The sequence below is a fragment of the Nonomuraea sp. B208 genome, assembly GCF_057536035.1.
Map to the genome: position 1 here is coordinate 193,167 of NZ_BAAJOU010000027.1, position 22,563 is coordinate 215,729.

At 71.7% G+C, this 22,563-nt stretch carries 23 protein-coding genes; 17 read left to right on the plus strand and 6 right to left on the minus strand.

The features are described 5' to 3' along the window. Positions 1 to 3 precede the first annotated feature (3 nt). On the minus strand, positions 4 to 2,244 hold the full coding sequence (locus tag AC27IY_RS32490; protein WP_487180248.1) for a CaiB/BaiF CoA-transferase family protein: 2,241 nt from the start codon (positions 2,242 to 2,244) through the stop codon (positions 4 to 6). 190 nt (positions 2,245 to 2,434) lie between these two features. Here AC27IY_RS32490 and AC27IY_RS32495 point away from each other — a divergent pair, with 190 nt between their 5' ends. Then, entirely contained in the window at positions 2,435 to 2,917 is a 483-nt protein-coding gene (locus AC27IY_RS32495; RefSeq protein WP_487180249.1) for a MarR family winged helix-turn-helix transcriptional regulator, read from the plus strand. 93 nt (positions 2,918 to 3,010) lie between these two features. After that, positions 3,011 to 4,156: a CaiB/BaiF CoA transferase family protein gene (locus tag AC27IY_RS32500; RefSeq protein WP_487180250.1), complete on the plus strand. Its 1,146-nt coding sequence runs from the start codon at positions 3,011 to 3,013 to the stop codon at positions 4,154 to 4,156. A 1-nt stretch (position 4,157) separates the two neighbouring features. Here AC27IY_RS32500 and AC27IY_RS32505 read toward each other — a convergent pair whose 3' ends face one another. Next, on the minus strand, positions 4,158 to 4,754 hold the full coding sequence (locus tag AC27IY_RS32505) for a TetR/AcrR family transcriptional regulator (RefSeq protein ID WP_487180251.1): 597 nt from the start codon (positions 4,752 to 4,754) through the stop codon (positions 4,158 to 4,160). A gap of 123 nt (positions 4,755 to 4,877) precedes the next feature. Here AC27IY_RS32505 and AC27IY_RS32510 point away from each other — a divergent pair, with 123 nt between their 5' ends. The 10 genes from AC27IY_RS32510 to AC27IY_RS32555 all read left to right on the plus strand — a co-directional run bounded on the left by AC27IY_RS32510 (position 4,878) and on the right by AC27IY_RS32555 (position 13,821). Further along, positions 4,878 to 6,062, plus strand: a complete 1,185-nt coding sequence (locus tag AC27IY_RS32510) for an acyl-CoA dehydrogenase family protein (protein ID WP_423450157.1) — start codon at positions 4,878 to 4,880, stop codon at positions 6,060 to 6,062. A gap of 24 nt (positions 6,063 to 6,086) precedes the next feature. Further along, entirely contained in the window at positions 6,087 to 7,223 is a 1,137-nt protein-coding gene (locus AC27IY_RS32515) for an acyl-CoA dehydrogenase family protein (protein ID WP_487180252.1), read from the plus strand. 15 nt (positions 7,224 to 7,238) lie between these two features. Continuing rightward, positions 7,239 to 8,135 (plus strand): SMP-30/gluconolactonase/LRE family protein, encoded by an 897-nt coding sequence (locus tag AC27IY_RS32520; protein ID WP_423450160.1) that lies wholly within the window; start codon positions 7,239 to 7,241, stop codon positions 8,133 to 8,135. Beyond that, on the plus strand, positions 8,132 to 8,356 hold the full coding sequence (locus AC27IY_RS32525; protein ID WP_423450162.1) for a ferredoxin: 225 nt from the start codon (positions 8,132 to 8,134) through the stop codon (positions 8,354 to 8,356). The genes AC27IY_RS32520 and AC27IY_RS32525 overlap by 4 nt, the downstream gene beginning before the upstream one ends. A gap of 9 nt (positions 8,357 to 8,365) precedes the next feature. Continuing rightward, positions 8,366 to 9,577: a cytochrome P450 gene (locus tag AC27IY_RS32530; RefSeq protein WP_487180253.1), complete on the plus strand. Its 1,212-nt coding sequence runs from the start codon at positions 8,366 to 8,368 to the stop codon at positions 9,575 to 9,577. A 190-nt stretch (positions 9,578 to 9,767) separates the two neighbouring features. Next, a complete protein-coding gene (locus AC27IY_RS32535; RefSeq protein WP_487180254.1) occupies positions 9,768 to 10,298 on the plus strand; it encodes an NUDIX domain-containing protein in 531 nt (176 codons plus the stop codon). Next, the gene (locus AC27IY_RS32540; protein WP_487180255.1) at positions 10,273 to 11,400 is read left to right on the plus strand and encodes an FAS1-like dehydratase domain-containing protein; all 1,128 of its coding nucleotides are present in this window, start codon (positions 10,273 to 10,275) and stop codon (positions 11,398 to 11,400) included. Before AC27IY_RS32535 ends, AC27IY_RS32540 begins: the two co-directional genes overlap by 26 nt. Before the next feature lie 12 nt (positions 11,401 to 11,412). Then, a complete protein-coding gene (locus tag AC27IY_RS32545; protein ID WP_487180256.1) occupies positions 11,413 to 11,715 on the plus strand; it encodes a hypothetical protein in 303 nt (100 codons plus the stop codon). Positions 11,716 to 11,719: 4 nt separating this feature from the next. Continuing rightward, complete coding sequence (locus tag AC27IY_RS32550; protein ID WP_487180257.1) at positions 11,720 to 13,231, plus strand: class I adenylate-forming enzyme family protein; 1,512 nt, start codon at positions 11,720 to 11,722, stop codon at positions 13,229 to 13,231. After that, positions 13,228 to 13,821, plus strand: coding sequence for a PaaI family thioesterase (locus tag AC27IY_RS32555; protein WP_449957029.1), 594 nt, complete (start codon positions 13,228 to 13,230; stop codon positions 13,819 to 13,821). The genes AC27IY_RS32550 and AC27IY_RS32555 overlap by 4 nt, the downstream gene beginning before the upstream one ends. A 357-nt stretch (positions 13,822 to 14,178) precedes the next feature. On the opposite strand, the gene AC27IY_RS32560 is transcribed toward AC27IY_RS32555, so the two are convergent. After that, entirely contained in the window at positions 14,179 to 15,009 is an 831-nt protein-coding gene (locus tag AC27IY_RS32560) for an alpha/beta fold hydrolase (protein ID WP_487180258.1), read from the minus strand. Positions 15,010 to 15,138: 129 nt separating this feature from the next. After that, positions 15,139 to 16,140, minus strand: a complete 1,002-nt coding sequence (locus tag AC27IY_RS32565) for a LacI family DNA-binding transcriptional regulator (RefSeq protein ID WP_487180259.1) — start codon at positions 16,138 to 16,140, stop codon at positions 15,139 to 15,141. A 1,069-nt stretch (positions 16,141 to 17,209) separates the two neighbouring features. Here AC27IY_RS32565 and AC27IY_RS32570 point away from each other — a divergent pair. After that, positions 17,210 to 17,536 (plus strand): hypothetical protein, encoded by a 327-nt coding sequence (locus AC27IY_RS32570; RefSeq protein WP_487180260.1) that lies wholly within the window; start codon positions 17,210 to 17,212, stop codon positions 17,534 to 17,536. A 388-nt stretch (positions 17,537 to 17,924) separates the two neighbouring features. On the opposite strand, the gene AC27IY_RS32575 is transcribed toward AC27IY_RS32570, so the two are convergent. Then, positions 17,925 to 18,467: a hypothetical protein gene (locus AC27IY_RS32575; RefSeq protein WP_487180261.1), complete on the minus strand. Its 543-nt coding sequence runs from the start codon at positions 18,465 to 18,467 to the stop codon at positions 17,925 to 17,927. A 484-nt stretch (positions 18,468 to 18,951) separates the two neighbouring features. On the opposite strand from AC27IY_RS32575, the gene AC27IY_RS32580 reads away from it, so the two are divergent. Beyond that, entirely contained in the window at positions 18,952 to 19,386 is a 435-nt protein-coding gene (locus AC27IY_RS32580) for a site-specific integrase (RefSeq protein ID WP_487180262.1), read from the plus strand. Between the two features lie 84 nt (positions 19,387 to 19,470). On the opposite strand, the gene AC27IY_RS32585 is transcribed toward AC27IY_RS32580, so the two are convergent. Then, on the minus strand, positions 19,471 to 20,025 hold the full coding sequence (locus AC27IY_RS32585) for a DinB family protein (RefSeq protein ID WP_344220245.1): 555 nt from the start codon (positions 20,023 to 20,025) through the stop codon (positions 19,471 to 19,473). 571 nt (positions 20,026 to 20,596) lie between these two features. Here AC27IY_RS32585 and AC27IY_RS32590 point away from each other — a divergent pair. The 3 genes from AC27IY_RS32590 (at position 20,597) to AC27IY_RS32600 (ending at position 22,561) form a co-directional block, all read left to right on the plus strand. Next, positions 20,597 to 21,019 (plus strand): hypothetical protein, encoded by a 423-nt coding sequence (locus tag AC27IY_RS32590; RefSeq protein WP_487180263.1) that lies wholly within the window; start codon positions 20,597 to 20,599, stop codon positions 21,017 to 21,019. Between the two features lie 142 nt (positions 21,020 to 21,161). Then, on the plus strand, positions 21,162 to 21,875 hold the full coding sequence (locus AC27IY_RS32595; protein ID WP_487180264.1) for an ABC transporter ATP-binding protein: 714 nt from the start codon (positions 21,162 to 21,164) through the stop codon (positions 21,873 to 21,875). Beyond that, a complete protein-coding gene (locus tag AC27IY_RS32600) occupies positions 21,872 to 22,561 on the plus strand; it encodes an ABC transporter permease (protein ID WP_487180265.1) in 690 nt (229 codons plus the stop codon). The genes AC27IY_RS32595 and AC27IY_RS32600 overlap by 4 nt, the downstream gene beginning before the upstream one ends. Positions 22,562 to 22,563: the final 2 nt, after the last annotated feature.

Genomic DNA, 22,563 nt, shown 5'->3' on the forward strand with positions numbered 1-22,563 from the left:
TGGTCAGGGGTGGGTGCCGCAGATGCCGCGGGCGATCAGATCGTCGATCTCGGCCGGGGACAGCCCCGCGACCTCGCTCAGAACCTCGCGGTTGTCGCGGCCGAGCGTGGGCGGGGGCAGGACCGACCAGGACGCCACGCCGTCGTAGGCGAACGGCACGACGGGCAGGCGGATCTTGCCCGCCACGGGGTGACCGACCTCCTCGAACATCCAGCCCAGCTGCGGATGGTCGTGGATGAAGCGGGGGTCGGCCGCCACCGCGGCCGGGACGCCGGCCCGGAGCAGCTCCTCGGCCGCCTGCCCGGCGCGCCGCGTGCTCGCCCAGTCCTGCAGTTCCCGGTCGAGGAGGTCTTCCTGCGCCTTGCGCCCGTCGTAGGTGGCGAGCGAGGCGTCCTCGTGCCAGCGCGGCAGGCCCGTGATCGCGCGCAGGGCCGCCCACTGGGCGTCGGTGGCGACCGAGATCGCCAGCCAGCTCTCGGCGCCCTCGCAGCGGTAGACGCCCTGCGGGGCGAAGCCGGGCGCGTGGTTGCCCGCGCGGCCGGGGACGACGCCCGTGGCGGTGGCCTCAATGACCTGCTCGGCGGCCATCGTGAGGGCCGCCTCGGCGAGCGGCGCCTCCACGAGCATGCCCTGCCCGGTCGCGGCCCGCCGGTGCAGGGCCGCGAGCAACGCTGCGGCGGCGTTCGCGCCGCCCATGGGGTCGGCGGGACCGCTCGGGTTGACCGGCGGGCCGTCCGGGTAGCCGGTGACCCAGCACAGGCCGGAGTACTGCTCCACGGTCTGGGCGTAGCCGACGCGGTCGCGCAGCGGCCCGGTCAGCCCGAAGGCGGGCATGCGCAGCATGACGATGGACGGGTTGAGCGCGCGCACGCCGTCCCAGTCGAGCCCCAGGTTCTCCATGACGCGGGGCGCGAAGTTCTCCAGCAGCACGTCGGCTCCGGCGATCATCGTCTTGAGCACGTCCAGGCCCTCGGGCTGGGTGAGGTCGAGGGTGATGGCCCGCTTGTTGTGGTTGATGCCGAGGAAGAAGTAGCCGCGTTCCCACCACTGTTCGGCCGACGGGTCACCGCCGAGCACGCGGGCGCCGTCGATGCGGCGAGTGGACTCGATCTTGATGACGTCGGCGCCGAGCGAGGCCAGCAGCGTGGCCGTGAACGATCCGGCCCACCAGGTGCCCAGGTCGAGCACGCGCAGCCCGGCCAGAGGCAGCCCCCCGGCCTTACCGGGACGAGGCCGCGGTTCGCTGCCGCCGGGCTCGGCAGGCGCCGTCCTGGGCCTTCGCCCGTCGAACAGGAACGGCACCGCGGGATGCTTGAACGTCCCGGTGGCGTCGTCCACGTAGAAGCCGCGCGCCACGACGTGCGGATCTCGCAGGATGGTCGCGCCGCTGTGCACCGGCGAGGCCGGGATGCGGAACAGCGCCGCCCGCTCCAGGATCTCCGCGGTGGTGTGCCTCGTGGTCCAGGCGTGCACGGCCGCCGTCCACTCCTTCTCCCGGGCGTAGCGGCCCGCGTGCGTGGACAGCTCCTGATCCTCCAGCAGGTCCGGCCGCTCGATGAGGATCATGAAGTCCTGGAGCTGCTGGGCGGAGGCCAGGTTGAAGCCCACCCAGCCGTCCGCGGTCGGCTCCACCGAGGGTGACAGCCGCCTGCGCATCACGACGGGTTCCCTGGAGGCGCCGGTGAGGGTGGAGAGCGCGTCCACGAAGAGGTTCGTGACGTAGGCGTTCACCCCCAGCAACGGGATGTCCGCGCGTGCCGTCCCGCCTCCGCGCACCCCGGCCAGCGCCGCGGTGGCCGCCAGGGCGCCGGCGACCCACTCCGCGGGACGGCCCCCCGCCATGAGCGGGTAGGAGTCCGGCACGCCGCGCAGCCGCAACGACCCGCACTCGGCCTGCAACGTGAAATCGGTCCACGGCCGCCCCTGTCCGGGCCACGGGCCGGCGCTGCCCCAGGGGGAGATGTCCACGGTGACCGGCCCCGCAGGAGCGGGGCCCGGGACGTCGTCCCATTCGCGGATCAGCACGTCCGCGTCCACGTCCACAGGACTCGGGCGTTTGCCCGCGCTGAGGAAGGCGAACAACGGGCCGCGGGCGCGCAGGGGGTGCCCTCCCTCAGGCTCGCGCAGGATCACCTCGGCGCCGCAGTCGGCGAGGATCCTGCCCGCGTAAGCACCCGCGACGCTGCGGGAGGTCTCCACCACCCGCAAGCCCGCGAGCAGGGGTTCTGCGGATTCATCGGCCATTTCGGCTCCTCTTCGCTCATGAAGGAGGGCGACGACACCGGACGCCGCGATCAACGGCGTGAGTATGCTCAGGAAAGAGACTCGCCAGGTTGGACGGCATGGGCGACGGATATACTGTCGCCCGGAAACAATGTCGGAACGACAGCGTAATGCGCGCCGACCGGACAGGGAAGAGCCGAAGCGTATGAGCATGCAGTCCGACGATCCCGGTACGTCGGGTGGCGAAGTGGGGTCTCCGCTGATTCTCAACTCGTTCGGGTTCATCCTGGGCCGCTGGACCGCGGTGGGCATGGTGGATCAGGTGCTGGCCAGAGCCGGCGTCGATCTGGACGCGGCTTCCGCGACCGTGCTGTTCGCGCTCGGGCGCCTCGGGGGAGAGGCCCGTCCCTCCGCGCTCGCCCAGCAGACCGGCACGAGCCCGTCCAACATCAGCAAGGTGCTGTCCCGGCTGCAGGCCGCCGGCATGGTGGAGCGCACCGCCGAGGCGGGCGACCTGCGCGCCGTTCTCATCTCCATGACGGCCGACGGCCGCAAGGCGATGCGCGCGTTCGACGCCGCCTCCGTTGCGATGCTCAACGAGTTGCTCGAGGGCTGGTCCGCCGCCGACGTGGATCAGTTCGGGACGCTGCTCGACCGCTTCGCCCGCGCGCTCAAGGACGCCTTCACCGCCTGAGGCTTTCCCGCTCCCGCTCCTTCCCGGCGGCCCCCTCATGAGTTAATGTGTCGTTACGACATTATTTCCAAGCGACATTAACTTGGAGGGTGCATGGCCGGACCGCTCAGCGGACGCACGGTCGTCGAGCTGGCCGGACAGGGGCCGGTGCCGTTCGCCGGGATGATGCTCGCCGACATGGGCGCGGAGGTGATCCGGGTCGAGCGCATGCCGGGCCGGCGGGCCACCTGGAAGGACCACCAGCGCACCGACACTCTCGCCCGCGGGCGCCGGTCGATCCAGGTGGATCTCAAGCATCCGCGCGGAGCCGAGGTCGTGCTGCGGCTCGTGGACGGGGCGGACGCCCTCGTCGAGGGGTTCCGCCCCGGCGCCGCCGAGCGTCTGGGCGTCGGCCCCGAGCCGTGCCTGTCCCGCCGTCCCGCACTGGTCTACGGCAGGATGACCGGCTGGGGCCAGCACGGCCCGAACGCCCACCGGGCCGGGCACGACCTCAACTACCTGGCGCTGACCGGCGCCTTGCACTCCATCGGCCTGGCGGGCGGCCCGCCCGTGCCACCGCTCAACCTGATCGCCGACTACGGCGGAGGCGGCATGCTGCTCGCCTTCGGCGTGGTCTGCGGCCTGCTGGAGGCGGACCGCTCCGGCCAGGGGCAGGTGATCGACGCCGCGATGATCGACGGGGTGGCCGCGATGATGGCGCCCTTCTACGCGATGTCCGCCGCGGGCCACTGGAGCGAACGGCGCGGCACCAACATCCTCGACTCCGGCGCCCCCTTCTACGCCGTCTACGAGACCTCGGACGGCCGCCACCTGTCCGTGGCCGCCATCGAGCCCAAGTTCTACCGGGCACTGCTCGGGGCGCTCGGCACGGACCCGGCGGACCTGCCGCCGCAGCTGGACAGGGCGTCCTGGCCGGGCACCAAGGAGCGGCTGGCCGCGATCTTCCGCACCCGCACGCTCAAGGAGTGGTGCGCGGTCTTCGAGGAGGTGGACGCCTGCGTCGCGCCCGTGCTCACCCCGCTGGAGGCCGTCACCCATCCCCATGCGGCGGCGCGCGGGGCGTTCACCCAGGTGGCCGGCATCCCGCAGCCCGCCCCCGCCCCGCGCTTCGGCCGCACACCGGGCACGACGCCGACGCCGCCGCCGCTTCCCGGCGCACACACGAGGGACGTGCTGCTGGAGGCGGGATTCGCCGCCGGCGACGTCGAGGAACTGCGCGCGCAGGGGATCGTGGCATGAGTCAGCGCGGCAGCCAGCCGTCGAGCAGGAAATCCAGGAACGTGCCCGCGATCTCCGCCGTCTCGGGGTCGGCCTCGCCGCGCTGCCAGCCCTGCGTGGAGTTGAGCATGCCGACGAAGGCCAGGCCCGCCATCCGCACGTCCATCGCCCTGAACGTGCCCTCATCGACACCTGCCTGCAGGATCTCCCGCAACCCGCGCGTCCAGCGGGCACGGGCCTGCTTGACCCGCTCCAGCCGCTCGTCCTTGAGGTGGCGCCACTCGTGGAAGTAGACCGTGGCCGCGTCCGGATTCTGCGCCACCCAGCGCAGATGCTCCTCGGCGAGCGTGCGCAGCTTCTCCAGGGGAGCGGCCTCGGCCGCGAGCACCGCTTCCATGCGCCGCTCCGTGGACTGCGCGATCTCCCACACGATGGCGTCGAGCAGGTCCTCCTTGGTGCGGATGTGCACGTAGAGGCTGCCGGCGTGCATCCCCGTCTCGGCGCCGATGTCCCGCATCGTGGTGCCGTGGTAGCCGGTGCGGGCGAAGCATCGGGTCGCGGCCTCCAGGATCGCGGGCAGGTAGCGCTTGCCCGCGCCGGAGTTGGTCGTGGTGCTCACGGTCGGACCTTACACCGCGACCTCGTGCAACAAATGTTTGTTGACCCATTGACGCGGCCGGAAGCACGCTCGTACCGTGCGGGCAACCGAGCCGTGCCCACCCTCGACGCGAAGGAACGACTCGTGCGTCTGTCCTACACCCGCGAGCAACTGCAACTCAGGGACGAACTGCGGGCCTACTTCGGCGAGATCATGACCCCGGAGGTCCGCCACGCCCTGCGCGACGGCTACTCCGTCCCCGAAGCCACCGACACCTACCGCGCCATCGTGCGGCGCCTGGGCGAAGACGGCTGGCTGGGCATCGGCTGGCCCGAAGAGATGGGCGGCCAGGGACGATCCATGGTCGAGCAGGCGATCTTCAACGAGGAGGTCGCCTACGCCGACGTACCCACCCCGCTCCTGACCATCAACAGCGTCGGCCCGGCCATCGCCGCCTACGGCAGCGAGGAGCAGAAGAGCACCCTGCTGACCGGCATCCTGGCCGGCCGCGTGCACTTCGCCATCGGCTACTCCGAGCCTGAATCCGGCACCGACCTGGCCTCGCTGCGCTGCCGGGCCGTGCGCGACGGCGACGAGTACGTCATCAACGGCCAGAAGCTGTGGACCGGCATGATGGAGGCCGCCGACTACATCTGGCTCGCCGTGCGCACCGACCCCGACGCGCCCAAGCACAAGGGCATCTCGGTGCTGCTGGTCCCCAGGCACGCGCCCGGCATCTCCTCCACCCGCCTGCGCACCATGGGCAACCACTCGGTCGCCGCGGTCGGCTTCGACGACGTCCGCGTCCCGGTCGCGAACCGGATCGGCCCGGAGAACGGCGGCTGGGCCCTGATGACCGGCCAGCTCAACACCGAGCGCGTCGCCCTGGTCCCCTCCGCCGGCCTGGAACGCACCCTCGCCCGCGTCGTGGAGTGGGCCGCCGCCCAGCGCACCCCGGACGGCGGCCGGCACCTGGATCTGCCATGGGTGCGCGCCAACCTGGCCAGGGTGCGGGCCGAGGTCGAATACCTCAAGCTGCTCAATCGCAAGCTCGCCGCCGCCGTCGACCGAGGAGACCTGCGGCCCGCCGACGCCTCGGCGGCCAAGGTGTACGGCAGCGAGCTGATGGTCCGCGCCAACCGCCTGCTGTCCCAGGTCGCCGGGCAGCACGCCTACCTGCGCCGCGGCGCGCCGGGCGTGGTCCTGGACGGCGGACTCGGCAAGAACGCCGCCTCCTCGCACGTCATGACCTTCATCGGCGGCGCCAACGAGATCCAGCGCGACCTCATCGCCCAGCTCGGCCTCGGCCTGCCCCGCGCCAAGCGCTGACCCGCACACCCTGGAGCGTTCCCCGTGGACTTCACCTTCGACGAACAGCAGCTCGCCGTCCTCGAACTGGCCGAGCAGATCCTCGCCGACCGGGCCACCCCCGACCGGCTGAACGCCCTGGACGCCTCCGGCGACGGGTTCGACGACAAGCTCTGGGCCGACCTGGCCGAAGCCGGGCTCGTCGGCGTGGCCCTGCCCGAGGACCACGGCGGTGGCGGGGCCGGATTCGCCGAGCTGTGCGTGGCCATCGAGGCCGCCGCGGAGCACGCGGCACACGCCCCCCTGTACGAGGCCATCCTGCTCGGCGCCCTGCCCGTCGCCCGCTTCGGCACCGCCGAGCAGCGCGCCCGGCTGCTGCCCGGGGTGGTCACCGGCGAGATCCTGCTGTCGGCGGCACTCGCCGAACCGGGCGGCAACACGCCGTACGCCCCTGCCACCACCGCCGTTCCCTGCGAGGACGGATCGTGGCGGCTGCACGGCGTCAAGACCCTGGTCCCGCTGGCCGACCGGGCCCGGCGCGTCCTCGTCCCGGCGGCCGACGAGCACGGCCGCACCGGCGTCTTCCTGGTGGACCCCGGCGCGCACGGCGTGCGGGCCGGCCGTCAGGACACTCTCACCCGCCGGCCGGTCCATGAGCTGGAGCTGGACGGCGCGTGCGTGACCGCGGACGATGTGCTGCGTCCTCCCGGCGACGGCGGCGAACTGCTCGACTGGTTGTTGCCGCGCGCCACCGCGGGCCTGTGCGTCCAGCAGGTCGGCGTCTGCACCGAGGCCCTGCGCCTGACGGCCGGGCACACCACCTCCCGCGAGCAGTTCGGCCGGCCCATCGGCACCTTCCAGGCCGTCACCCAGCGCATCGCGGACGCCTACATCGACACCGAGGCCATCCGGCTCACCGCATGGCAGGCGATCTGGCTCCTGGACCAGGACGTGCCCGCCGACGAGGAGGTGGCGATCGCCGCCTGGTGGGCCGCCGAGGCCGCGCCCCGCGTCCTGGACGCCACCCAGCACCTGCACGGCGGCATCGGCGCCGACCTCGACTACCCCTTGCACCGCTACTTCCTGCTGGGCCGCTGGAACGAGCTCGCGCTCGGCGGCCCGGCGCGGCACCTGCACCGCCTCGGCACGCTCATGGCCGGGACGGCCACCCCCCAACCCTGACAGGAGAGCACGCCCATGGAGATCTTCCCCGCCGAGCGCCTGACGACCGGCTACAGCTGGACCGAGTGCCCCCGCTGGCACGACGGCGCCTTCTACTTCTCCGACATGTACAACCGCCGCGTCGTCAAGGTCGCCGAGAACGGTACAGCCGAGGTCTTCCTCGACCTGTCACAGCGCGAGCCGCTGGACGGCCAGGACGTCGTCCTCATCGGCACCGGCTTCCTGCCCGACGGCCGGATGCTGGTCAACTCCATGCACGAACGCGTCGTCCTCGTCTATGACGGCGCCGACGTCGGCCTGTACGCGGACCTGCGCGGCCTGGCCACCGGCCCGATCAACGACATGGTGGTGGACGCGAACGGCCGGGCCTACGTCACCCAGCTCGGCTTCGAGCTGTGGCAGGGCGAGGCGCCGAAGGAGTCGTACATCATGATCGTCGAGCCGGACGGCACGGCGCGGGACTTCGTCGAGGCCGGGCCGATGATGGGGGCCAACGGCATCGCGCTGTCGGCCGACGGCCGCACGCTCGTCACCGCGGAGGCGTTCGCCAACCGCATCGCCGCCGTGGACCTGGACGCGGACGGCGGCGTCACCGGCAGGCGGCTGTTCGCCGAAGTGGCTGAGCTGCCCGACGGCATGTGCCTGGACGCCGAGGGCGCGGCCTGGGTGGCCCAGCCCACCGGCGCGGGAGCGATCCGCATCCTCGACGGCGGCGAGGTCGTCGCCAAGGTCACCGTACCCGCCGAGGAGGCGGGCAACTCGGTGGCGTGCGTGCTCGGCGGTCCCGACCGCAGCTCGCTCTACCTGTGCTGCGGCTTCGAGGTGTTCGACGCCGACAAGTCGCGCCGCGAGGGCCAGGGCTCCATCTGGCGCGCGGACGTCCCGGTCGGCGCCGGCGAGGCGCGGCCGTGACCGACACGTGGGCCTTGGAGGTGGACCGGCGGCGCTGCGTCGGCAACGGGATGTGCGTGGCCGTGGCCCCCGAGCACTTCACCCTTGCCGACGGCCGGTCCGCGCCCGTCACCGCGCAGGTCAGCCCTTCTGAGGAGGTGCTGGAGGCGTTCGAGATGTGCCCGATGTCGGCCATCACCGTCCGCGACTCCGGCGGCAACGAGATCGACCCGACCCTCTAGGAGAACCTTGTGACGACAGCCGAATTCCCCTTCCCGCCGACCTCGCCGGACAAGGCGATCGAGCAGATGCGTCGCATCCGTGACGACCGTCCCATGACGCAGGTCCAGTACGCCCACGGCGGCAAGGTGTGGGCCATCCACCGCCACGGCGCCATCCGGCAGATGCTCGAGGACCGCCGCTTCGTCCGCAAGCCCTTCGCCACGGGCGAGATGGAGGTGCCCTACCCCGTCCAGTTCCCGGACTTCCTCAAGACCACCATGCAGTTCGCCGACCCGCCGGAGCACACCCGGCTGCGGCGGCTGGTGGCCAAGGCGTTCACCCTGCGCCGCGTCGAGCTGCTGCGCGGCAGGACGCGCGCCTTCGCCGATGACCTGCTGGACACGATGGAACGCAAGGGCCCGCCGGCCGACCTGGTGCAGGACTACACGCTGCAGGTGCCGATCCAGGTGCTCAGCGAACTGCTCGGCGTGCCCGCGGCCGACCGGGCCAAGTTCACCACCTGGAGCCAGGTCATGCTCTCCACCAACGGCCTGTCGGAGCAGGAGCTGGCCGAGCACGGAGCCGCGCTCTACACCTACCTGGTCGAGCTGATCGCGGCGCGGCGCGCAGAACCGGCCGACGACCTGCTCAGCGCCTTGGCGGCGGCCCAGGAGGCGGACGACTCGCTGACCGACGACGAGATCCTGCCCATCGCGATGCTGCTCCTGGTGGCCGGGTTCGACAACACCGCCAATTTCGCCACCCAAGGCGTGCTGGCGCTGCTGCGCAATCCCGACCAGCTCCAGGTGCTGCTGGCCGACATCGACGGCGCGGCGGCCAAGCTTCCCGACGAGATCCTGCGCCACGGCGGCTTCGCCGTGGGCAGGGACGTGGAGGGCAGCGCCGGGCTGGTGCCCTTCGTCGCCACCGAGGACGTCGAGATCGACGGCCAGCTCGTCCGGGCGGGCGAGTGCGTGATGGCCGACATCAGCACGGCCAACCACGACGAGCACGTCTTCGAGCAGCCCGAACGTTTCGACATCACGCGCTCGCCCAACCCCCATCTGACCCTCAGCCACGGCCTGCACCATTGTCTCGGCGCGCCGCTGGCCCGCATGGAGATGCAGGTCATCATCAGCACCCTGTTCCGCCGCCTGCCCACGCTGAAACTCGCGGGAGAGGAAGGCTACGCCACGGACTTTCTCACCGGCGGTCTGAACAGGCTGCCGGTGACCTGGTAGACCGATGCCGCCCGTCGATCCCGGAACCCGCGTGCAGGGCGGAGGCCGCTCCCGCGTCGCCTTCCGTGCGGGAGCAGCCCATGCCTGACCTCGCCGAGGCCGCCACCTGCGTGCTCGTCCGGGACGGATCGCCCGGACCGGAGGTTCTGCTGCTGCGCCGGTCGCGCCACCAGGACGCCTTCCCCGGCGCGTGGGTGTTCCCGGCGGTCAGATCGATCCGGCCGACCGCGCGGGTCCCGGTGACGCCGCGCGGCGGGCCGCGGTCCGCGAGACCTGCGAGGAGACCGGGATCGTCCTGGAGGAGCGGGATCTCGCGCCGTGGTCGTGCTGGCACCCGCCCGCCGAGGCGCCGCGCCGCTTTCGCACCTGGTTCTTCGCCGCCGTGGCGCCGCCGTCGCAGCACGTGCGCGTCGACGGCCGGGAGAGCGTCGAGCACGCCTGGCTGACTCCTCGGGACGCGTTGGCCCGGTACGCCCGCCGGAGCCTGCTCCTCCTGCCGCCGACACTGATCACCCTTCGCGACGTGGGCCGGTTTCCCACCGCCGGCCACGTTCTGCGGGCCGCCCGCGCCCGCCGCCCCGAGACCTTCCACAGCCGGATCGAGCGCTCTGAACGAGGCCCGTTCCTGCTGGTCACCGCCGAGTCCGGGACCATCCACCGGGTCCCCATCGGACCGGCCCGACACGAGGACGTGCATGCCACCCACGATCACCACCCTTGACGAGTTCGAGGCCGCCTACCGCGAGGGGCTCGGCCGCCCGCTGCACCCCCGTCCCTGGCGGACCGTCACCGAGGAGTGGATCCGCCGCTTCGGTGACGGCGCAGGGGATTACAACCCGCTCTATCGCGACCGCGACCACGTCTCCGGTCGTTACCTCGACCTCGTCGCCTCGCCCGCGTTCGTCTTCTCCGTCGACTTCGGCGCCAACGCCTCCATCTGGGGCCACATCCCGCAGGACCAGGTCTCCACCAAAGACCTCACCATGCTCTACCTGGGCGCGAACCTGGAGTGGTACCGCCCCATCTGGCTCGGCGACCGCATCCGCGCCGTCGAGACCCCCGCCGACATCCGCCGCACCACCACCCGCCAGATCGGCGAGGCCTGCGTGTGCACCGGCGTCACCGAGTACTGGAACGCGCGCGGCGAACTCGTCGCCCGGCTGAGCAACCAGATGCTGCGCTTCCCCAACCCCGGCGCCGGCGTGGAGTCCTCCTCGTCAGCGGCGGCCCGCGCCGGAGGCGTCGCGCCCGACCCGCTCGTGTGGGAGCGCACGAGGCGCGGTGCGCAACCGCGGTACTGGGAGAGCGTCAGGCCAGGGGAGAAGCTGCCCGACCTGCCCAAAGGCACCTTCACCCTGACCGAGCTGTACCTGTTCGCCCACGCCGCGCTCAGCACCGGCCGCTCCCGCCACGTGGACGAGGGCACCATCGACATGGGGGCGGGCGGCCGGGCCGACCCCGACTACGCCCGCAGCAACCGCGCCCAGGCAGCCACGTTCGACTACGGCCCGCAGCGCGTCTGCTGGCTCGTCCAGGCCGTCACCGACTGGATGGGCGACCACGCCGACCTGCTGCGCATGCAGACCAGGCTGCGCCGCCCCAACCTGGTCGGCGACGTCAACACCGTCCAGGGCGCCGTCACCCGCACCTACCGCGACGGCGACGACCTCCTCGCCGACATCGACCTCGTCAACGTCAACCAGGAGGACGTGGTGACCGCGAGCGGCACGGCCACCGTCCGCCTGCCCGCCGAAGGCACGTCACCCGTGCCCGCCGCGCTGTTCGCCGAGGAACGGCCCCGCACCCCCGGCATCTACGGATAGGAAGCCCTCACCATGCAGCTCACCCCCGGCCAGCGCCTGCGGAGCGCCGTCTCCGAGGCCGAGGTCATCGTGATCCGCGCTCCCGCCGGCGACATCGACCTGACCTGTGCCGGAGCATCCATGATCCCCTTCGATCAGGAGCCCGGAGACGCGAGGGCGTCCGCCGACGCGCCGGCGCTGCTCATCGGCAAGCGCTACAGCGACGACGAAGGCACTCTCGAACTCCTGTGCACCCGTGCCGGAGCGGGCCCGCTGGCCACCGGTTCCGGCGAACTGACCGTCAAGGCCGCCAAGCCCCTGCCCGCTTCGGACTGAGCACATGAACATCCTCACGCTCCTGGAAATCGTCGCGGGCGCCGCCGGTGACCGCGTCGCCCTCGGCGACCGCGACACCGGCCTGACCTACGCCGGCCTGCTCGACCTGGCCGCCGGCACCGCCGCGCACCTCGGCGCCGATCCGGGCGAGGCCGTCCTGTACGCCACGACGGCCTCGCCCGCCTTCCCGGTCGCGCTGTTCGCCGCCGCCTGGACCGGCCGGCCGTTCGCGCCGCTCAGCTACCGGCTGGCCGATGAGCCGCTGCACCGCCTCATCGCCGCACAGGCGCCGGCTCTGCTCATCGCCGACCGGTCCGTCCTCGACCTGGCCACCACGACGCCGGGCGTGACCGGTACGACCGCGCCGGACCTGCTGCGCGCGGGCCGTGCGACCCCGGCCACCGGACGAGCCGCGCCGCAGGACCCGGACGCGCCCGCCGTCCTGCTCCACACCAGCGGCACCACCGGCACCCCCAAGGTCGCGGTGCTGCGCCACCGCCACCTCACCTCCTACGTCCTGGAGACCACCGAACTGCTCAGCGCGGGCCCCGACGAGGCGGCGCTGGTCAGCGTTCCGCCGTACCACATCGCCGGGATCGCGGGGCTGCTGACCGGCCTCTACAGCGGACGCCGGATCGTGCAGCTGCCCAACTTCGAGGCCGCGGAGTGGGTGCGGCTGGCTCGTGAGCAACACGTCACGCACGCCATGGTGGTCCCGACCATGCTGGCCCGCATCGTCGAGACGTTGCGGGCCGACGGCGGCGGACTGCCGTCCCTGCGTCACCTGTCCTACGGCGGCGGCCGTATGCCCCGGCCCGTCATCGAGCAGGCTCTCGGCCTCCTGCCGCACGTCGACTTCGTCAACGGCTACGGCCTGACCGAGACGACCTCGTCCATCGCCGTGCTCACCCCGTCCGAACACCGCGAGGCCGTCGCCTCCGGCGATCCGCGGGTCCGCCGCCGCCTCGACTCGGTGGGCCGGCCGCTGCCGGCCGTGGAGATCGTCGTGCACGACGCCGACGGAGCACCGGTCCCCGCCGGGACGCGCGGCGAGCTGTGGGTCCGCGGCCCGCAGGTCTCGGGAGAGTACGCCCATGCCTCCCGCCTGGAGGACGGCGGCTGGTTCCGTACCCGTGACGGCGGCTGGATCGACCAGGACGGCTACATCTACGTGGAGGGCCGGCTCGACGACGTCATCGTGCGCGGCGGCGAGAACCTGTCTCCCGGCGAGATCGAGAACGTCCTGCTCGCCCACCCGGCCGTCGCCGAGGCCGCCGTCTTCGGCGTGCCGGACGAGCAGTGGGGCGAGGTCGTGGCCGCGGCCGTGGTGCTGCACCCGGAGGGCCACGTCGCCGAGCAGGATCTGCGCGACTGGGTCGGGGCGCGCCTCCGCTCCAGCCGGGTCCCCGCTCTGGTCGCCTTCCACGAGGCCCTGCCGCGCAACGACATGGGCAAGCTGCTGCGCCGCGTCCTGCGCGCCGACCTGGAGGCGAGCCGGCCGGGCGCGGGAACATGAAGGCCGACGGCGTCGACGCTCGTGCCCCGATCGCCGACTCCCCGGTCCGGCAGGCCTTCGTCGAAGAGCTGCGCCACATCCTCGACGCCACCGTCCTGACCTCGGTGGACGACGCCCGCCTCACGGCCCTGCTGCGACAACTTGCGCCGATCCGCCAGGCCCTGGAGGACGATCGCCAGGACAGCCCCTGGTTCTGGCGGGTGAGGCCGGACGGCGGCGGCTCCGCCTGGGGCCGCTACAACCCGGCCGCCCCGCCCGTCGCCCTCGGCGTCGCCGGCGACGGCGTACGGGGCACGGTCACGGTGGGCACCGCGTTCGGCGGCCCGCCCGGCCTGGTTCACGGGGGTGTCGTGGCCACCATCCTGGACCAGGCCATGGGCGCCTGCCTGGCGGCGTTCGAGCGTCCCAGCCTCACCGCCACCATCACCGTCGACTACCGCAGGGGCACGCCGTTGCACCAGGAGCTCACGGTCGAGGCCGGGTTCCGCCCCGGCCAGGGCCGGAAGACGACGGCCTGGGCCACCGTCGGGACCGCGGACGGCGTGGTCACAGCCGAGGCCACCGGGGTGTTCATCGCGATCCGCCGCTGAGCGGCGCCTCCCACCCTGACGGGAGCCACACCTCGACGCTCGTCCCCTCTCGGGGACGGGCGTCGATCCGTCCACGATGACGGCCACGATGGACAAGCCCGGCCCGCTTCCGCCCTTGGCCCTGCTGCGGCTCCTGTCCCGCCCGGTAGAAGCGGTCGAACACACGGCCCATGGGCTGTGACCCACAGGAGCACTCCCTCCTCGCCGGTCTCCAGCGTCAGGCGGCAGGGCACGTCCGGCGCGGTGTGCATGCGAACGTTGCCGAGCAGGTTCCCGACCAGCCTGCTGAGCTTCTCCGCGTCTGGGCCGAACACGTGTCCCACCGGGCCTCGCGATGAGCGCGTGCCGCCGGCGCCCCTATCGGGACAGCCACGTGCTGAAGGCGCTGATGGTGCGGCCGAAGGGCGGTCGCCGTGGCCGGTTCAGATGACCGTGGGAGGTGCCCGGCTCTGTGGTCACCTCCACGGGCCGCCCGTGGGCGAGCAGTTCGCCCGCGAAGGCCTCGCCGGACGCGCGCAGGCTGTCCCGCTCGGAGTTCACGATCATCGCCGGCGGGAAGCCCGTGAGGTCACGGCCGCCGGGGAACGCCTCCGGCAGCCGATCCAGGTTCGCGCGTCCGACGTAGTTGCGCGCCATCCACGACACCGCGGTGGGGGAGAAGGTCCCCAGCCGCCGCAGGCCGCGCAGACTGCGGCGCAGTTCCGGGCCCAGCGGTGGGAGGGCCGCGTGCAGGAGCGGGTAGGCCAGGACGACGCCCGCCGGCGGCGGGGCGCAGTTGTCATATAGCCGCAGGGCGAGACTCGCCGCCAGAGCTCCGCCCGCGCTGGCGCCGCCGACGTGCAGACGGCGTGGGTCGACGGCCAGGCCGTCGAGATGGTGCCGCGCCCAGGCCCAGGCGCGTTCGCAGTCGTCGAGAGGGAGCGGGAACCGGACGGCGTCGGGAGCGCGCTGGGCACGACGGTCACCGAAGCCGGGAGCCAGGCGGTAGCCGACGCTCACACAGGTGATCCCGTTCGCGGCCAGCGCGCGGCAGACCGCATCGCTTTCGGGCATGTCCAGCGAGCCGCCGATGAAGGCGCCGCCGTGCATCCAGACGAGGCCGGGGCCGCCGCGGCCCTCGGTCGCCGGATAGACCCGTACGGGGACAGGCGGATGATCGCCCGTCACGGTCACGTCATGCGGGGACACGGGTCCTCAGCCTCCGGTCGGTGTCGGGTCTGCCGGCGCGGGCCGTGCAGTTGTACTTACACGTGATAGTACTGTCGCTCCGCGAGGGCCATCGTCAGCCGCGACGAGCGGGTCGCCCGCCGGAGGACTTCAGGCGGACTCGCGCTCGACCACCCGGATGATCGCCTCCGGCAGCACGTCGAGCTCGGAAGGCTCGCCGTTCAGGGTCTTGAGCAGGGCCGCGGCGATGCGCGCGCCGAGTTCGCCGCTGTCCTGAGCGACCGTGGTGAGCGGGGGGACCGCGAAGCGGGCCGCCGGGATGTCGTCGGCGCCGATCACGGGCAGGCTCGTGCCCAGCTTCCGCATGCCGGCCAGCAACGCCAGGGCCACCTCGTCGTTGTAGGCGCACACGGCGGTCGGCGGCCGGCGCCAGCCCGCCACCGTCTCGGCCGCCGCGGCGGCGTCCAGCGGGATGATCGAAATGATCGGTTCCGGCAGCCCGGCCTCCGCGCACACCTGGGCCGCCCCCTCCGCACGCCCCCGGCCCAGTGCTCTCAGCCGGGGGTCGTCGGGCAGGACGTAGGCGAGTCGGGTATGCCCCTTCCCTATCAGGTACTGAGCTTGCAGCCGGCCCACGCCGTTGAGCCACAGTGTCGCGCCGACGTCGCCGCCGCTCTGTTCCGGGGGCGGCAGCACGGCCGCGATGTTCGCGCGCTTCATGCCGGCCGTCTCCTCGGGGGTGAACGGCCGCATGCCGAACACGGCCGCAGGGGCGAGCGCGGTCCACAGCCGCGCGAGATCGTCGTCCTGGCCGGTGTGGACGTGGGTGATGAGAGTCAGCCCGGCGTCGGCCAGCACCTGGGCGGCCCGGTCGACGAACTCCGCCATGGTGGGCCCCTGCGGCCAGTCAGGCAGGACGAACAGCACCACGTCGCTACGGCCGCTCCGCAGAGCGCGGGCGGGCGCGTAGGGCGTGTAACCCAGGCGGGCCGCCGCCTCCAGCACCCGCTGCCGGGTGGCCTCGGGGATGGTTTGACCCGGCGTGTCGTTCAGGACGAAGCTGACCGTGGCACGCGACAACCCCGCCTCCCGCGCCACATCCACGCTGGTGATGCGCTTGGTCTTCTTCTGGTCCGCCACCCTGTCCCTCATCCCCGTCTGCCCGCCCTGACGATGCTAACGTCCGTACGCTCACCCGGTAACACGTGACAGTTGCGGAGCCCTGGCCGACGGCAGCGGACGGAACCGCGCTGCGCCGTTCAACAACGGCCAACGGAGTCAGGTCCGCACTGGCCGCGGGATCGGCGAAGTGGGGCGGCGGCGACCACATCACCTACGTCTTCGCCCCGCCCGGCGACGCTCGTTCCTCATGGATCTGAGAAGCCTGGAAACGGTATGTCAGCCGCTCCTCCCCATGCGCTTGAGCCCTTCGATCGGCAGGTGGCCGAGGACAGCGTTGCCTACCTCTGCCCTCATGGGCCTGGATTCGACCGATGGCGGCCACACCCGCGTCACCGTCGCGTGTCCCGATCGCCGCGGCCAACTCGTCCATCGCCGCACGGACCGCGGCCCGAGCCGCCGGACCCAGGTTGGCCACTTCGTCCTTGATCGCATCGATCAGGCTCTCTCTCTCCTTCCATGTGCATGTGACCAGCGCGAGGAGACGGCGAGCAGCCCTGCGGCCAGGGCTCGGCCACGGGCGGGGGCGTGCTCGGAGTTACCCGGCCGGATCTGCCGGTCCTGGTGATGCAGCACCACAGCGCCACCGCCTGGTGGCATGCCGCGGGGTGAGCCTCGGCATCGATCGCGCGCGTACCTCTGATTTCTCCGTGAGATCGCGGGCCCCTCCCGCTCCCGCTGGCGTGCGCCTGGCGGCCACCCCGGCGATGCCTTGAAAGGCTGAGACGACGGCGCCGGGCGCGGGGGACTCTTGGCGGGCTGAGGCGTGGCGGCTCAACAGCCGCAGCATGACGGGGCCAAGCCGCAGACCGGCTGCCAGCGCCCACACGAGGTCAGCGTGAGCAGCGTATTCGGGTGAGGTTCGTCCCTCACTGCCCGCTGGCTGCGTGCCAGCCCGGCCTGCCGGCGGACCGGGGCCGGGGGCCAGGATGAGGTCGGCGGCGCCGGCGAGGGGGATGCGTTCCTGCTCGATCCTGCCGACCTGCTGCTCTGCGATGAACGTGGTCTTGCGCGCTTCTTCGAGGTCTGCTTCTAGGAACTGGTGACGGGCCGTGAGCTCGGTCAGGACGTCGTTGCCCAGCAGGATCCGCTGATGCTCAGCTTCCTTCGCCGTGATCTGATCGTTGAGGCCGGCCACGTCGATGGCGGCCCAATCGACATCCAGGATGTGCCGGTGGGCGTCCGTGCGCCGCAGGAGCTCTCTGCGGCGCTCGCCGATGGCCTCGGCCTGCAGCGGCTCACCACGGCCTACCTGCGCAGCGCCCTGACCTCCGGCGACCTCGCATGGCCCGACGCCCGCGCCGCCCTGGGATCGGCCCCCCACTCCCTGGGCCGGATCGACGGCAAGCAGGCCGATCAATCGGCCTGACGGGTGCCGACCGGCTCGACATGACCGACGTCGTCGATCGGCACGCCCGGGGCCCGCAGGTCGCGTACGAGGTTGTGGAGGCCGGCCCGCTTGGGGGTGCTTTAGAGCTTGGCAGAGGAGTCGGCGGCCCTGGTCCACCGGAAGGCGGCACGGCGAAGGCATTCGCGGCGCGACTTCACCGTGCCGGCTGCCACCCGCGGGGGGTCCGGTACCCCTTCGAGATCGCGGAGCACCAGGATCGCGCGGCGCTCGGGGGAGTGGCGCTCCGGCACATCCGCGCGCTCCACGTCCTGGCGCGACGGCAGTTCGTGCTGATCACCACTGCCGCCACGGCCGTTCTCGCACCTGCTCTGTTTCGCCGTGGTCGTGCGCATCGTGATCGGCGGGCTCAGCTCCAGGTCGCCCGCTTGAGAATCGCACCGAGCCGGCTGTCGCTCCACTGGTCGACGATGAGGATCTTCGACTTGGGCAGGTGCCAGATCCGCTCCTGATAGGAGACGCCGGTCCGCTTGCCCGACTGCGTCGAGCAGCCGACGCGCCAGACGCGGTAGGTGGCCTTGTGTCCCGCGCCGACCGGGCGGAGACCACGCTCTACGAGCTTGCCGGGGAAGTCCTCCACGTAGCGCTTGTCGGGTGTGCAGGCCGCGAGCCCGTTGCCCGGGTGGTACGGCTCCTCGGGGTCGTAGGGGTTGCCGTGGCGGGCCAGAGAGATGCCCTTCGGTCCGACGAGGTAGAACCCACGGCACTGGACGGCGAGCCGGTCGCAGCCGCCGGTCTTGACGTGGATGCCCCACATGTCCGCTTTCCCGACCTTCCAGGTCTTGGGGATCTGGAGCGTCATGCCGCGGAAAGTCAGCGGCTTGGTCGCCACGCTCTGCGCGGGTGCGCCGGTGAACAGGAGGGAGGCGGTCACAACCAGGGTCGTCAACATGATCACGAGGCTAGGGAAGCCCGCTTGTGGTTCGGCTGCAACGCTCTTGTAGCGCGCTGGAACGGCCACGCTGGGCTCCCAGCACCGTTCCTTCCGGGCCCTCCGGCCATTCGCCGGGGGTGAGCGCGTTTCGAGGAGCCTTGAGAAGCCTGCGCATCGAGCTGACCGGCCCTGACCTGTTCGCCGTCCTCAGCTCGCTGCCCGACTGGCTGGTGCCGCCCGGGCCGCCGAGCGAGCTCTCGGTGGACGACCAGCCTGGCGAGATGCGTGAGCGGTGGCCGGCGGACATGCGCCGCTGCGACCTGTCGCGCCGGGCTCCAGGCGGACGCGCCGGAGTCCCAGGCTTCGGCCAGCGGCACGACATGTTATCTGGTGCTCTTTCTCGTACCGCTGACAGATGTGACAGAGCCTTCCTGGTCAGGTTGATGATCGTCAGCGGTGTGATATCCGGCAGAATCTGCCGTGCCGCTGACGTCGTGACACGATGCAGGGGGAGTACGTGGCGTTCGAACAACAAGTAGCCACACTGGATGGACCTACCTGGACGGTGCTCGATGCCGTGCAGCCGATCGAGCGCTACCTGGAGCACTTGCGGTCGACCGATCACTCTCCGAACACCGTCGAGAGCTACGCGAAAGGTCTTGAGCTGTGGTGGACGTTCCTCGAAGCGCGTGGCCAGCCTTGGGACAGGGTGGGTATCGCTGACGTCGGCACTTTCCTCGGGCAGCTTCGGCGCGGCGCTGTCGGCGTGCCGCCCGGGAGCTCCCGGTTACTCACAGCTACTTTGCGTCTGGTGACACGGACCCGAGTGGAGGGCCAAACACTCAACCCTCAAGATCACCCGTACGAATCATCTCGGCCCACGGACGATCCGTACGGGCCCCGGGACAACCCGTACGGCGCCCTCGACAACCCATGACGCGGCGCCCCCGAGCCTTCCCGCCCCCGCCGGCGGCAGACCTCACGTGGCCCTCGAAACGCCAACGGGCGCCCACCGCCGAAATCAGACGCCTTCGCGCAGGTACAGGTCGCGCAGCAGGCCGATCTCGCCGCCGTGATGTGTGGCCTCTTTCAGCGCGTGCAGCGCGAGCTTCAGATAGGTCTCATCGGCCCAACCGCCGGGGCCCATGCCTATTGGCGCCAACAGGCGCTTGTCGCCGAGGGCTGCGATACGGGAGATGAAGTGCTCCCAGTCCTCGGCGAGCGCCTGGATGCCCTCTTTGGCGGTGCCCGGCCACACATCGCGGTCGCCGTAGTCGGGAACGTCGTCGAAGAGGTAGATCACGTAGCCTCGCAGGCAGAGGTTGCCGATGTGCCAGATGCGCCAGGCGATCGTCGTGACGGGGTCCGGCGCGTCCGGACTCGATTCCGGAAAGAGCGTGGCGACGCGGAAGAGGCCGTCGTCGCCGGGGCGGATGCCGATGCAGTCGCCGACCGGCTCCCAGTGGTACTCGGCGTCGGTCAGGCCCTCCAAGCGCCCGAACAGCTGGTAGCGCACCTCTTCGAAGATCGCGAGAATGTCCCGCGTGACGGGGTCGGGCACGATCATGTCAGCCATGTCAACTCCAGGGCTCGGTGGTTTCGGGTCGGTCGCGATGCTGCCGCTGGCGGGGACCTGCGGAAACGACCGAATGATCATTTTCACGCCGGACTTATCCTGCCATGTTCGAGCCGTAACCCTGCGAGAGCGCAAACAAGTGAGGCGTGGAGCCGGCCCCACCACACCCCGTGCCTGTGGTTACTCAGCGCTACTTTGGGGCTCATCGCACCGACCCGAGCGGAGAGCCAGGTAACGCCGGCCAGGACCGGGCCGGCCAGCGGAGCCGCCATCCGCACCGCGGTCAGCAGCCCTCGCAGGAACGGGAGGTAGCGGGGCAGCTCGCCGCGGTGGCCCAGCAGGTCCCGGACGTGTTCCAGCAGCAGGATCTGGCTGCGTTCGAGGGCGGTGGTGGTGCGGGCGGGCTCGCTCGCCCTCGTGTTGGGTGCCCCGCGGGGACCTGGCTGGGGCAGCAGAGTCACTGGCAGGTGCCCATCGCCCTGCTCGCGGCTCTGGGGTTCTGCCGACGTCGCGCCCGGAGGAGGAGCCCGCCGCCTACGCGACCGGCCCCGACGTACGGTGGTTCTGGACGGTGCTGGTGGTCGGAGCCCTGTCCGCGGCCGGGGCGTTCACGGGATACACCTACATCGTGACGTTCCTGGGTGAGGTGGGCGGGTTCTCCCCCGGCACGGTCAGCGTCCTGTTCGTGGGTTTCGGGGTCGCGTGTCTGGCCGGGGTGGGCGTCACGGGGGCGTTCCTGGACCGTTTTCCGCAGTCCGCGCTGGCCATCGCCGTGGCCACGCAGGCGGCGGGCATGCTCGGCCTGTACGCGCTCGGCGCTCACCAGGCGGCGGCGGTGGCGTGCCTGATGCTGATGGGCGGCGCGCTCGGGCCGGTGTTCATGACCACGCAGAACGCGATGCTGCACTGCGCGCCCGGCCGTACGGACATCGCCCTGGCGGCGAACTCCGGCGCCTACACCGGCTATGACCGAGGGCGCCCGCAGCCCGCCTGAGCATGCTCGGGCGGTGGCGCGGAGTGCGTTGTGGTCCGGGCCCGGTCGCGTTGCCACATCCGCCCGGCATCACCCGGATGGAGGATGCCGGGCGACGCGATGGGTGATGTCGCGTGGGCCGCCGCGACGGGAGCCTTGAGGCATGGAAGCCATAGAGGTGACGGACCTGCGCAAGAGCTACGGGGACACCAACGCCGTGGACGGTGTGACGTTCACGGTCCACGCCGGGCAGACCTTCGGCATCGTCGGCCACAACGGCGCCGGCAAGACCACGACAGTGGAGTGCCTGCTCGGGCTGAAGCGACCCGACGGCGGCACGGTTCGGGTGCTGGGCCGAGACCCGGCCCGCGAGCGGCGGGCCCTGGCTCAGCGGATCGGGGCGCAACTGCAGGAGAGCGCGCTGCCGGATCGCATCAAAGTGGTCGAGGCGCTTCGGCTGTTCGCCTCCTTCTACCACCGTCCGGCCGACTGGCGGCAGGTGATGGAGCGCTGGAGTCTGAGCCCGCTGGCCCGCAGGGCGTACGGCGACCTGTCCGGCGGGCAGAAACAGCGGCTCATGCTCGCCTTGGCCCTGGTCGGGGACCCCGAGGTGGTCGTGCTGGACGAGCTGACCACGGGCTTGGACCCGGTGGCTCGCCGGGAAACCTGGCGGCTGGTCGGCGACCTGAAGCGCTCCGGCACCACCGTGGTGCTGGTCAGCCACTACTTCGACGAGACCGAGGCCTTGTGCGACAAGGTGGCCGTCTTCGCCCGCGGCCGGGTCAAGGCCATGGGCACGCCGGACGAGATCATCGCCCGAACCGGGACCGCCTCCCTGGAAGAGGCGTACTTCGCGCTGGAAGGAGCCACCCGATGAAGGCGTTCACGGCCTTGACGGTCACCGAGCTGAGGCTGCTGTCGCGCGACCCCGCCTCGCTGTTCTTCACGATGGCCTTCCCCCTCATGCTGCTGGTGCTCAAGCGCGGCGAGAGCGCCTCGGTCCCCGGCTACATCGCGATGATCGCGGCCATCGGTGGCATGGGAGCGCTGCCCGGCATCGTGGCCGCCTACCGGGAGCGCAAGGTGCTCAAACGGCTGGCGACCACGCCGGTCTCCCCCTTGCTGCTGCTGGGCGCCCAGCTGGTGGCGCAGGTCACCGCCGCCTTGGCCGGCTCGACGCTTCTGGTGGCCGCCGCGATCGTGTTCTTCGACGCGAAAGCGCCTGCGAACGTGCCGGCGCTGGCCGTCGCGTTCGTGCTGTGTTCCGTGATGGTCTGCGCGCTCGGCTTCGTGATCGCCGCGATCATGCGCAACACCAGGGGCGCCGGCCTGATCGGCATGCTGGTCATGTTCCCGATGATCTTCCTGGCCGGTGCGGCCGTCCCTCGCAAGGCGCTGCCCGACTCGCTGCGCCAGATCGGCGACTTCCTGCCTCTGACCCCGGGGGTGGACGCGCTGACCAGTGCGTGGGCCGGGACCGCCGCGTTCTTCCCGATGCTGATCCTGTCGGGGATAATCGTCGCGGGCACGGCCCTGGCCGCGACGTTGTTCCGATGGGAGTGACG